This window comes from Bacteroides sp. HF-162 (genome assembly GCF_015679285.1).
Lineage (GTDB): Bacteria > Bacteroidota > Bacteroidia > Bacteroidales > Bacteroidaceae > Bacteroides > Bacteroides uniformis.
The window spans coordinates 2,239,397-2,252,600 of the sequence record NZ_CP064937.1 but is presented as its reverse complement, the minus strand read 5'-3'; the positions used below and the strand labels follow the sequence as shown (position 1 = coordinate 2,252,600).

Below are 13,204 nucleotides of genomic sequence, written 5' to 3'. Positions count from 1 at the left end.
TTTATGAGATTACCAATCTGCCGAAATATCCTTGCTGTCCCAATCGCCCACGTTCACTTTGACAGTAATGTCGGCATCGGCAGCAGGCAGCGTTATTTTATAATGGTAAGTGTTCGACTTTATCCATTCCGTTGTCAGGGCCGCATCCAGGTATACCATCGCTTCTTTTGCCTCCGACAGCGGTTTGCCGGCATAGGCATACTTAAAGGTTACCGCCACATCCTCCGTCACCGGCTGCGGCAACAGCAATACGCCATCCAGCACGGTAGCGCTGCTTCCGGCTTCTATCCGCACGCTCCCGCTGCGTACGAAAGGAGTTTTCTCTTCCGTACATTTCACCCGGTTTTGCCATGTCGAGTTTTCCGGCGTCCACAGCAAGTCACCTTTATAGTCCACACCGAAAAGTCTGATGTCCGACACTTCCGCCTGCTTCTCTCCGGTACGGACAGTTAATTTCACCTGTGCCAGTTCATGTTTGAATGCCAGAAGCACAGGCGCCATCGTTCCGCCACCCTCATAAGTCACGTCTGTCTCTGTTGCCGTCATCAAATCCACGGCATCCTTCCCCATTCCGGAAGAATCAAAACCCGTAACCCTGAGTTCGCCCTTGTCGTTGCAGGAAACTTCGGTAGCGACACCAATCTCTTTCATTTCTTCCGGATGCACCGCATAAAAGTCATAAGGCCTGCCTACAGCCCAGAAACGTTTCTCGCCATAGTTTCCCGACGGAGTAACCGAAGCGGCATCGAAAAACAGTTTCGGCCCGTCGCTTTCCCGTACCCATCCCCACAGTGTGAAATTATCCATGCCCTCCTTGTCACTTTCCACCACGGCGCGGGTGGCAACTTGTGTGCCAAAGGCAATCGGCACCTGTTGTTCCGGATTGTTTTCTCCCGTCATGCTATCGGAACAGCCGGCAGCGACCAGCATGGCCGTAACAAGAAGAAAATCCTTTTTAAAATTAAGTCGCATAGGCATTTATTTTTTATTTGAATAAGTAGTGACCGGGAGGGGAACATTCAACCCCGCCCGGTCTGTTATATTTCCGCAACCCGACGGATGGAAAAGACAGGTTTGCGGTGGTTCAGTTTATTTTCCGGGGTTTGAATCAGGAACGCTTACATCGAGGTCCTGAGGATATTCAACAAAGTTATCCACAGTTACGTCGAATGTGATAGGAACCAAAACAGGTTCAGGATCCGGATTTTCGGGATCAGGGTTAAAGCCGCCGCCCTCACCAAAGATAAGGGTATAAACATAGCGTTTGCCCTGCTTCCAGACTTGTTCGTTTTTTCCGCTTATGTCCTTAGGTTCTCCTACCAGGGAGACGCCCACCCATGCGGTTTCCTCTTGTGAGTCCTTGTCTGGCCACAATTGTACATCAGATGCCGTATCTACCAGCTTGCATTTAACAAGCACACGTGCTGTCCCCGTGATTTTGTACTCCGGATTTTCATCTGTTCCACCGGTCTTCGTAATCCAGGGATTCAATGTCTGCGGCAAAAGGAGCAGTCCCTTATAGCCATTGCCTGTTTTAACAGTCAAGTCCCACACAGATGCATCTTTGGAACCTGTAAAGCCTGGTTCCATAATCGGAGTAATCTCAGCGGCATAGCTGTTCTGCTTTGCGTTCTCTTTGTTATATGCGATATCCCATGTTCCCCATGACTTGTCAGTTTCCGTATCCTTTTCAGTTCCCTGCCATTGGGTAGTAGTGCTCAAAGTCGGCCAGGAGAATGTACCCTGTTTCTCTATTCCCTCCACTTTCACTGCGTCTACGAACACTGTCAGGTTGGAACTGGTGTTCTTGATTCTGAATACAATCTGTGACAGGGCATGGCGGAAGTTGACCGTAACCGGTTGTTTGCCCTCATGTTCGGCTTTCTTTTCAGCCAGGTTCAAGGCATAAAGCAGGTCCTCATCGCCGGGTACCTCATAGCCGGTAATTTTCTTGTCGCCATTTACTGTAATGTCAACATTACCATTCTTCGTATCCGTCGGACTATACGAATAGAAGTCCACATCTGTTTCCGGCCAGAATTTGGTATCGCCATACGACCATACGTTCCCTTGTCTCCGGACATCGTGATTCATGTATTCTGCTTCTTGGGTAAAGGCAAATACATGGAATTTGTCTATGCTGTTGGTTGTGGTGGCTTCGCTTCCCGTACGGATTGCCTTTCCTGCTATCGCACTCAAACTGATGCCTTCACCCTGGTTCATTTCTATTGTTTCATCATTGGTACATGCCGTTACCAATGCCATGGCCAATAGTGCCATTAGAATTGATTTCGTCTGCATAACATTAAAAGATATAAAAAACTACATAATGATATCGTTTTCGACTTCCACCCAATCATCAACCTCCACATCAAATCCCCCCTCGTCCGGAAGCGGTTCCGGAAAGTCCGCATTATCAATGATGATGTGCACATGCTTCCTGTCCGGTGCTTTATGTACTTGGTCAGTCACATCAAAGGTTGTATAGAATTTCTCCTTATTGGAATACCATACATAAAACATCATTTTGTGCGGACGGGCATTCTCTTCATGATGACCGAACGTATAAAACTTACCGGTCATTTTCGAACTCTCGGGGTGGAGTTCTGTTTCGAAGGGGACTGTGACACACTCCCTGTCCAGTTCCTCGTTGGCAAACAGCATGGAGGGAGCCATGCTCGACAATGACCCGCAAGCCTGCGTCATATACTCCATGTTCTTGACATTACGGACCTCATAGGTGTAGGTACATATCAGTTCGGCAGGATAAAGCTTGATGACATGCTCGCTACTTTCTATCCATTCGACCTTGTCTTTGTCTGTAAAGGGAACACATTCATAACTTAGCCCTGATTCGGTGATTTCCACATTTCGGGCGTTACTTCCCCACATCATGTCAGGGCAGATGACGACACGCTCGTCTTCCGAACCTTTGGCCGGAGGCGCATAATGGGCACCGTTACCGTAAATACTCTCAAAAACGTTACCGTTCCGCGTATATCCCTCATGGGTGTCAAATCCTTCCATTCCTCTGAACAGTAAAGACTCCGTGTCATTATTGTAACAGAGTATCCGGTACCTTCCTACTTTAATCTCTACCGGTCCTCCGTCTTTCCCTGCAAAATCGAACCGAACCGGATATCCGCCTTCTTCAGGATAGAAATACACGCACATTCCCTCAGGATTGGCCTGCGGAGCGTTCTTCCAATCAAAATCCACTCTGACCGTAGCCACATGCGGATGATGGAAACAGAGTTCCTTGTGCTCGCATGAGAAAAGAATCATGGTCAGCAGTGTGTAAACAGTCATTCGTATTCCGGTTTTCATCGTCTGCCTCCTTTCCCTTTGTTGAAGTTTCCCCTGCCAATCAGCCATACCAGCGATATTTCCGCCTTAGTAGGGCCGAACCAGTGCCGCTCCTTGGTAGCCTGCCATACGTAGCAGTTGTCTATGGGGGTATATTCATAATAGGTCCCCCCCCAATACCCGACAGCGATAGTGAAGTCAATATTCAGTCTGTATGCCACCGGCAACGAGTAGCCGTATTCCACACCTGTGGAATAGTTCATTTTGTCCCAGAGTGTTCCTCCGGGTTTTCCACCCATATAGCCTTTTCCCCCTGTTTCAAAATCATAAGTAAAAATCTGCCCGTAGAGTCCCACATGATGTCCCGTAAGAGGCTTTTCCGTGGCGGCCTTACCGAACCATTTCCGAATGGCTATGTCACCGCCATAAGTTCTCCAGTACCAGTGCCGCCGGTCTGTTTTCCACCAGGCATACATCCAGTTAGCACTCATACTCCAGTCTTTGCCAAGATAAAATTCCACACCGATATTCGGTACGAGCAATGCGTCGTACAGCATATTTGTCTTTACAGCAAGATACAGCTTACGTGGCTGCGTAGGTATGTATGGGACAAGGGGGAGAGGTTCTGTCGGTTTTGGTTCGGGTATAGGAAGCTTGAAGGGAGGCATTGGCATGGGGGCAATAGGATTCCATACTTTCTCATACCATAGATATAACCGGGAGGCGCGCAACTCCGGAAAATATTTTTTATACATATACCGATAAGGTGCCCCACCATGCAGTTGCTGTATCCGTCGCAGATGGTCACCTTTTGTAAGATTGTCATTTGCCGCATCCTCTGCCAATTCATGCAATAAATGTAGCGTTTCTTTCCGGTAGGGTAGTTCCTAGTCATCACTCACCAAACGGATTAGACCGTTCCAGTCTCTCCCGAGGAACACGTTCGTTTTCAAGGAGTCGGGTAGTTCTCCATAACGTGAAAGATAGTCAAACAGCACATTGGCTCGCTTTACAGATAAACGTCTGTTTAGGAGAATGCTGCCTTCCGGTGATGCTCCACCCACTACCTGGATACGTTTCAGTTGGTAAACAGAGTCCGCATAGCTTGTCCGCAGACTGTCTGCTATCCGGTCCAACGCTTCTCTGTTGTTTCTATGGGATGGTTCCAATACAGAATATCCTTGTCTGAAATAGATTTTTACCGAATCCTGTATCTCTTGTGCCTGGATATGGCCTACATAAAATATCAGGAATACAAGTAAGATTTTATTCGCTTTCATATTGATTCCATATTTGTGTACACATTACCAATACACCTCTAGGAGAAAAGCATCACTGTTTATTTTGTGGAGGGCATATACTTTGAAGTGCTTATGACATTTTACCAAAACACCTTCGCTTTTTACAAGCTGTTTTCTCATGACTTAGGCATATTTACTCCACCAATTCTCCATGGTAAATAGACCTCTCTTATGAAGATATGTATCTTTTTGAATGGCTTTGATATTCTTTTGTCATATTCGTTAATGATTATTATATAAATCACTTTATTCATATAGACATCAAAATGAGACTATTTGCCGTGTCTACAATAGATGCATCTAAAGAGGCAAGATAAATTCGGGTGGTTTGCTCCGAATCATGTCCCAATGCTTCACTGATAACAGATAAAGAGACATTTTTACTTTGAGCAATACTGGCCCATGCATGGCGGGCAACATAAGTAGTAAGTGGAATACCCAAACCCATCTGTTTGCCAATGTGTTTCAAATTTCTGTTGATACGGTGCGCTTCATTTTGGTATTGATGCCATTCGTCCATACCATTATTTCGAATAATCGGTAGTAGGTAGGGAATATCAGAGGTGTCGTATTTATCAATGAGTTCCTGCATGGGTTTTTCCCATTTGATAAACAATTGCTGACCGGTTTTATGTCTCCGGTAAGTAAGGATCCCATTTTGCAGGTCTTTCTTTTTCAAGAATGCCATATCCACAAAGGACATTCCACGTGTATAAAAGCTGAATAAAAAGATATCCCTGGCAAAGACCAGTGATTTTTTCGTCAAATTTAAGTCTCGTATTTCCCTAACCACATCTAAGGATACAGCACGTTTCCTTGTTTTATCAATGCCAGTATATACATGCTTAAAAGGATTTTGTTGGGCAACAAAACCTTGTTCTACCGCACGATTATAGATAGCTCTGAGATTACGCATATAATAGGAACTGGTGTTCGGACAAATGCCATTCCCTTTGAGCCAGCTTTCATAAGCTATCATCTGATTGGAGTCCAGTGCATCCAACGAGACATCACCACGGTTATTCAAGTAACGTTCAAAGCTATTCAAGGCACTCTGATAGGTACCCGCTGTACGTACCTTGCCTATTTTCCTCAATTCAACCAGCAGTTCTTTTCCGTATAAAAGGAAAGTGTAATTTCCTTCAGGAACAGTGTAAAGCTCTATGATGCGTTCCACAGTGAAAGGAGCATCTTCCTGAACCAAACGGTTGATGCATTTCTCTATTTTAACAAGGTCTTTATCAATTTGCTTTTTTAACGCAATAAGATAGTTTTTTCGATCTTCTCCACTTCCTGCCGAGACATCGATTTCACCGGAAGCAGAAATCCACTCACTTGAAAACAGTTTGTAACCGGTACGGATATGTCGTACCTTACGATGATGGATTATTTGATAATGAAGCGTTCCCTCTTTGAGGATAATGGATGAAGGGCTGAATTTTACTTTTACACTAGTCATAAACAATCAATTATTAGTTTAATACAGAATTATAAAAACAAGAAGCAATTCAAAATACTTCAAACTGTTATGTATACTTCCTGCTAAACTATTCTTGACTGATAAAAGATGCTTTATCTAAAAAAACGTCGCTTTAATGGCGTAATTATAAAGTGTATATTCGTGCAAATCAAAAGCTTTCTGTGCTCAAAGATAACGAAAAAACAAGCTTCAAAACATTTTTCCAAAAGATTCTTCATATAAAAATTGCAAGGACAAAGATCAATGGCAATTAAGAATTTGGATTGCATATTCGTGCCGGTTGAAAGAATAGACCGATAATCTGAATATCCTTCGGTGACTATCACTAGACTGTACGTTTAGTGCCAAGTTCGATATCGGGAGCAAAATCAACTGAAGGTAAAGATACCGTCTTGTCTTTTGTTGGGGAAACCAATTTACCGCTTAACAGAGAAATGACAAACTGCACTGTAACCAATATCAATAAAGATAATTTATTAAACATGACTGTCCGCTAAAACTTTTTGCTAATACAAAAATAGAACTGGTATCTCTTTTGAGATATCAGCCCTTTAGTTACGTTTGAGTTGCCACACAAAAAGGAGGGGGAGCAAAGCACATTCTGCCATTCATGCAAATGGATCCTTGATGCTGATAACTATTGCCTCGTACGCATCTATATCTATCTACATACACGTTTTTTTCAACATGCAACGCGTGTTACCCGGGTTCACTGTTCCTTTTATCCTTTCTGTATAGCTACTGCTAGGATTGTGCAGTTAGCTGATGCCTAACATGCTATTCATTTCTACTTCCTACATCGATTACTTACAATGTTTCAGTATGGATATAAACCAGGTGATGTTTCAAGGAAACATTATGACCAGACTATTTTTCCTTGCAGGCACCCTCGTAAATTCCCGGAATGCAGCAATATATACCATATATTGGGGGAGTTATTCCTCTCCTATCTTGTGTACCATTGCTCTAGAAGACCAAAATTGGATGAGCTGAATATGGGCAGTGTATTTCGTTTTACTCTCTGTAGCCTTGTAAATTGTAGGAATTAACTGAGGACTCACTACATTGACTGCACCTTTCGTTCTCTCTGCATGGCTGACAATGGGAATACAAAACCTCTATCTCTTTTTCAAATTAGGCAGAAAGCAAGCCACCAACCCCAACAAAGGCATAAAGGCACATACATTATAAACAGCCTCTATACCATACTTATCTGCCATACCTCCCAATATAGCCGAAGCGATACCGGCAATTCCAAAAACGAAACCAAAGAACAACCCGGAAATCAAACCCAACTTATTAGGCAGCAATTCCTGTGCATACAGCAATATGGCAGGAAAAGCGGAAGAAAGCATCAGACCGACACAGAAACTCAGCACTACCGTCCATGCAAGCCCTACATGAGGCATCATCATACTGAATGGAGCCGTTCCAAGAATGGAAGCCCAGATAACATACTTACGCCCAGCTCTATCACCTACAGGGCCTCCCACCAATGTTCCGATGGCAGTGGCTACCAGGAAGACAAACAAAAAGAGCTGTGAGTCCTGAACAGTGACACCAAATTTATGGATCAGATAGAATGTATAGTAACTCGTCAGACTTGCCATATAGATATATTTGGAGAAGATAAGTATCAGCAGAATACTTATGGCAAACACCGTCATCCTTGAAGAAAGGGGACGTTCTATCTTTCCTGCCACGAGCATCGGGCTTTTCTTGATGTGGTTCAAGTAGGAACGGAACCAACGGCATATAGGAATCATCACCACGATGGCAATCAAGGCAAAAGCCGTGAAAAAAGCAATATGTCGCCTCCCATAAGGAGCTACCAGTAAAGCCACCAGCAATGGTCCAAGCGAGCCTCCCAAATTCCCACCCACTTGAAACAGAGACTGCGCCAGTCCGCGTTTTCCGCCAGAAGCCAGAAAGGCAATGCGCGACGCCTCTGGATGGAGTACAGATGAACCGATACCCACAATGAATACCGAAGCCAGCAGCCAATACAGATTAGTTGCAAAAGCCAGATTCATAATGCCGACCAAAGTAAAGCACATACCTATTGGCAATGACCAGGCAATGGGGCGCTTATCAAAGAACAATCCCATTAGAGGCTGAAACACGGACGCCGACATCTGATACACCAACGTAATCAGACCAATCTGGGCAAAACTCAAGGATAAATCCTCCTTGAACAAAGGGTATATCGCCGAAATGACCGATTGCAGCATATCGTTCAAGCAATGCGAAATACTCAATGCTATAAGAATTGGAAAAGCAATTCTACGGATAGGAGGTCTCTGATTCTGTATCATCTTATATTGTCTATTACAAAAACGGTGCAAAGGTACGTAAAAAACATATATCCAATCCACATTAAGACAAAACTCCCCGATTCCCTGCGCTGTTCAGCCGAGAATCGGGGAGTTTAATCTTTACCGGTCATCTTTATCAGTTCAGCAATCCCGGATTGGCTTCTATGGCTTCTTTCGGAATGGACAATGTATAACGGGCATCATCTTCTTCGAGTACATAACGCGTACCACCAAGCACTTTCTCCAAACGTGGACGAGTGGAACGACGAAGGTCAAACCAACGATGTCCTTCAAAAGCAAGTTCACGGGCACGCTCATCCAATATTTCCTGTACCAACGCTTCCTTATCCATAGCGTTGACAGCAATAGATTTTGCTTCGTAAGCCTCCGGTGCATAACGTTTCCGCATCAATTCCAGCAGGCGGGTACGTGCCTGAGGCAGTTGTCCTAGTTGAGCAGCAGCCTCAGCAGCCGTCAGATATATTTCACCCACACGGAAAGTACACAAGTAGTTATTGCTTCCCGCCTTCTTATTCTTCCGGAAACCTTTTTCATCCGTTTCAGCAAAATATTTGTCCAGCCGAAGGTCGTTCTCAGCATAAAGGGAGAGAAAAACCGGAGTAGCCAGAGCAGCCCCATTGATTGTACTGCTCAGAGGTGTCTCCAGTGGAGTAATATTTTCCACGGAATTATAACTGTTAGGAAGAGTTGCAGCGGCATCATTCAAATCTACCAATACAGACTTCACGGCAAGCACTGCCTCAGCAGCATCCCAAGCCGCCTGCCACTCGCCCTTATAAAGGGATACGCGTGATTGAAACGCCTCTACCGAAGCCGCATTGAAACGATATGAATATCTCTGTTCCCATTCTGCCTTCATGACCAGTTTGCGTGCCTCGTCAATATCTGCTTGGATGGAAGTATAAACTTCTTCCACCGTATTGCGTTTCAGGACTTTCTCTAAATCCGTATCCAATTTCAGCGGTACCGATTTGGTATCCAAAGCTCCCTCCTTAGTATAGGGCTGTCCATAAAGATTTACCAATAAGAAATGTACATAAGCACGGAGCATATACGCTTCTCCTACAAGCTGATTTATCTCTTCCTCAGTGCCTTCCTTAATATCACTTCTGCTCTCAATAACGTGATTGGCAATAAAAAGCACATTGTAATACTTGGCCCATTCAAACGATGAGGTATAGGCATTGGGAGCAAGGTCGTTCCAGCGCTCTATATCCATATAATAATTTTGGTCATATTCATTATCCCGAACCTGCATCTCGTCGGAACGGAAACAAGCCATTCCCCGGTCACTGAATTTACTCACGTCCTTATAAGAACGGGCAAGCAACGCTCTATACTCAGCCAAAGAATTGGGAATGACACTACCGGTAGGCTGTATATCCAGATAGTTGTCGCATGCCGCAAGCAGAAGCATGCAGGCCATTATCATCAGACTTATTGTTTTCTTCATTTTCTTTCTGCTTTTGAAGTTAGAAATTCAAGTTCAAACTGAATGTAACCGACTTGGGTACGGGAGTTGCATAAGGATTGTACATCGACTCCGGATCCATGTAGTTATTATATCCCGAACCAAACACGAAGAGATTGCGTCCTTCAATAGATACCGTTGCCGAGTTCATTCCCAAACGCTTTGTCAGGAGCTCAGGGATACGGTAACCCAGACGCAGATTCTGCAAACGTACGTAGTTCAGCTTCTTCACCCAGATATCCAAATCCCTCCAGATGGTTTTAGAATCATACCAGGAGTACTCTTCCGGGTTGGAAGCACTCAGCATAAATGCCGGAAGCTCCGCATTCGGGTTTTCCGGAGTCCAGCGGTTCAGCACATCCGCATTATAGTTCTTGCCATAATCCGGATTAATGATGTCATAAGAGGGCTGCGTACGTACGTACCCGCCAAACGTCAAAGAGAAATTGACATTCAGCTCCCAGTTTTTATAGCTGAAGGTATTAATCAAACCTCCCGTATAAGGAGCATCGCTACTCCCGATATACGAATAAAAGGTTCTCTCTTCGGCTGCAGTTACATCGGAAGAGGCAATACCTATCCCCCACTCGTCCTTCAGGCGGTAAAGCTCCTTCAAGGTCACTTTCTCTCCCTCCGGATTATAGAACATCATATTACCGGTTTCCTTATTCACTCCCGCAGTCTTCAGTGCGAAAATTGCCCCTACGGGATAGCCTTCACGTCCCGGAGTGGTCTGCTGCTCCGGTATGTTTTCCTGCAATACCTTATTACCGTTATAGGCAAAATTGAAATTTGTGTACCAGGAGAAGTTTTTTGTCGTTATGTTACGGGTAGACAAGCTGATTTCCACACCTTTGTTCTCCATACTTGCCCAGTTGACGTTCATTGAAGTAAAGCCCGTCTCCAGAGGAAGCATGCGCAAAGCTATCAAATCGGTACCCTTACGATAATAATAGTCCACGCTCAGATTGATAGCCTGGTTCAATACAGAAAAATCAAAGCCGGCATTGACAGACTGCGTCTTTTCCCAACGCAACTTCTTGTTGGGAGCGGAATTAATAATAATTACATCTTCCGATACTCCGGGCAAAATACTTTCCGACCGATATGTACCCAACAGGAACGGAGAAGTATTCTTGTCAATATTTCCCTGCAGACCGTAAGATGCACGGAACACCAGGTTATCCACCCACTTGGCCTGCTGCATAAACGGTTCTTGTGACAGACGCCACAAGGCACTGACAGAATAAAGAGGAAGATAGCGGTACTTCTTATCCACACCGAAAAGGTCGGAACCGTCAAAGCGGATACTTCCTCCCACCGTGTAGCGGTTCAACAAAGAGTAAGAGGCCGTAGAGTAGAAAGATACATAAGCATTCTCCTTATACGTTGTCTGATGGAGCGGGAAAGACGTGGCGTAACTTTCGTTGGGGAAAATCACCGGTTTGGTCGTCAACGTCTTGCGGTCGAAGCCATACCCTGCCGAGAACAAGGTTTCATACCAGGTCTTGCGCAGCTCGGTACCCGCCATCACTTCCAGTTCATGAATATCATTGAAACTGTCGCGATATTCTCCCATCGCCTTCCAAGTAATCTGTGAATTGGAGTTTTCATAAGACTTCTGCATACCTCCTTCGGGCAGGAAGTGTTTGGTTTCTCCGCCCTGGGAGTATTCGCTCAACTTATAGTAATAGCGCATGGCATAGCTTTCCCAGTCCGCTATTTCTTCTCTGGAAGTCTTTTCCAACTGATAGCCAAACTGGGAAGTCAGCTTCCACTTGTCATTGAACCGTAGCTCCGCATCAAATATAGATGAAAAAGAATTCACCACGCTTTCATTAGACGTGTTCTGCCGTTCTTCAAAGATGTTGAATCCTAAATCCTTATCAGTGTTGTTCTGAATATCGTAGTCGTAATTATAGTTGCCATTCTTGTCATAAAGTTCAAAATACGGATTAGCCTTGCGTGAATAGAACACGGGATTCGACATACCGTATGCATCTGTCAGATAATTGGTATTTTTGCGACGGTTGGCAAACATGGAGGCACCCACTTTCAGTATACTGTTCACCTTATAGGAAGTCTTTCCTACCAAGTTGAAACGGTCCATACCCACACCGTCCACATTTCCATCCTCTTTATAATAGCCGAAAGAGGTATAATACGTAACCCTTTCCGTACCGCCGGAAAGGCTCAAGTTATATTCCTGGCTGAAAGCATCGCGGAAAAGGATATCTCCCCAGTTTGTATTAACACTCTTCAAACGGTTGATGGCAGCTTGTGTATCACTGCTCAAGGCATCCCATCCTCCATTCTGAAAAGCAGACAACTCATTGTAATTGGAAAGAATATTATATACGCCTCCTTTATGATTGTCCGGAGAATAGTTATTACGGATCATATCCATTTCCAATCCTACTTTCTCCGCTGAGTTCAGCAAGTTCAACCGGTCAAGGCTCAATGTAGGAGTATAGGTAAACCGGGACGAGAAATTGATAACCGGTTTACCGACCTTACCCTTCTTTGTTGTAATCACAATGACGCCATTGGCTGCCCTCGCACCATAGATGGCAGTGGCTGCCGCATCCTTCAGGATGGTGATATTCTCAATATCTGCCGGATTCAGGCCTGCAATGGAAGATTGCTTCATGTTGGTGATGTCATTCAGCTCATCCGGTTCGGGAACATCCGTTCCCTCCAAAGGAATGCCGTCCAGCACCCACAAAGGGTCTTGTGTACCATTCAATGAAGCAGTACCGCGAATGCGTATCTTTGCCGGAGCACCCGGAGCACCGGAAGTCGGGCTGACAGAAAGTCCGGCAATTTGTCCGGCAAGTGCCTGGTCGATACTTTTTACTGCACCGATGGTCTCGTCCGATATATCCAGTTTGGATACCGCTGCCGTCAGCTTGCGGCGCTCCACTGTCTGGTAACCCGTCACAACAACGGCATCGAGCATTTGGGAAGATGCATGAAGTGTTATTTCATAATGTTCCTTTCCCGGAACAAGCTTCACTTCCAATACGTCATATCCCACGTAGCTACAAAAGAAACGGGTTATCCCCGCAGGTATAGCGATAGAGAACTGACCATCCACATCAGTGATGACCCCCATTGTAGTCTGAGCACTCCCCGCCTTTTTCAAGTCTTCCGCAGTCACATAAACGGAAGCACCGATAAGCGGTAGGTTATCCTCTGAAGATATTACTACGCCCTGGACTTTTTTCTCTGCAGCAAAAGCAGATGACAAAGCTCCTACAAAGCATAGCAAAACGATTAATACACGTTTTTTCATGCGTTACATATAAAA

7 protein-coding genes and 1 pseudogene are annotated in these 13,204 nt (G+C 44.9%); all 8 read right to left on the bottom strand.

Annotated elements, in window-relative coordinates:
* Positions 1 to 9: 9 nt before the first annotated feature.
* Positions 10 to 972 (bottom strand): fimbrillin family protein, encoded by a 963-nt coding sequence (locus ITJ87_RS08995; RefSeq protein ID WP_117601193.1) that lies wholly within the window; start codon positions 970 to 972, stop codon positions 10 to 12.
* 117 nt (positions 973 to 1,089) lie between these two features.
* Positions 1,090 to 2,301, bottom strand: coding sequence for a fimbrillin family protein (locus ITJ87_RS08990; protein WP_117966221.1), 1,212 nt, complete (start codon positions 2,299 to 2,301; stop codon positions 1,090 to 1,092).
* 21 nt (positions 2,302 to 2,322) lie between these two features.
* Positions 2,323 to 3,309: a DUF5119 domain-containing protein gene (locus ITJ87_RS08985; RefSeq protein ID WP_226791129.1), complete on the bottom strand. Its 987-nt coding sequence runs from the start codon at positions 3,307 to 3,309 to the stop codon at positions 2,323 to 2,325.
* Positions 3,310 to 3,323: 14 nt separating this feature from the next.
* A pseudogene (locus ITJ87_RS08980) lies at positions 3,324 to 4,586 on the bottom strand (DUF3575 domain-containing protein).
* A 271-nt stretch (positions 4,587 to 4,857) separates the two neighbouring features.
* Positions 4,858 to 6,066, bottom strand: coding sequence for a site-specific integrase (locus ITJ87_RS08975; RefSeq protein WP_117966224.1), 1,209 nt, complete (start codon positions 6,064 to 6,066; stop codon positions 4,858 to 4,860).
* A 1,139-nt stretch (positions 6,067 to 7,205) separates the two neighbouring features.
* Positions 7,206 to 8,402 carry an MFS transporter gene (locus tag ITJ87_RS08970; RefSeq protein ID WP_117966226.1) on the bottom strand — a complete coding sequence of 399 codons (1,197 nt, stop codon included), beginning with the start codon at positions 8,400 to 8,402 and terminating at the stop codon, positions 7,206 to 7,208.
* Positions 8,403 to 8,538: 136 nt separating this feature from the next.
* Complete coding sequence (locus ITJ87_RS08965) at positions 8,539 to 9,876, bottom strand: RagB/SusD family nutrient uptake outer membrane protein (protein WP_117966229.1); 1,338 nt, start codon at positions 9,874 to 9,876, stop codon at positions 8,539 to 8,541.
* Between the two features lie 19 nt (positions 9,877 to 9,895).
* Complete coding sequence (locus ITJ87_RS08960; protein WP_005826375.1) at positions 9,896 to 13,189, bottom strand: SusC/RagA family TonB-linked outer membrane protein; 3,294 nt, start codon at positions 13,187 to 13,189, stop codon at positions 9,896 to 9,898.
* Positions 13,190 to 13,204: the final 15 nt, after the last annotated feature.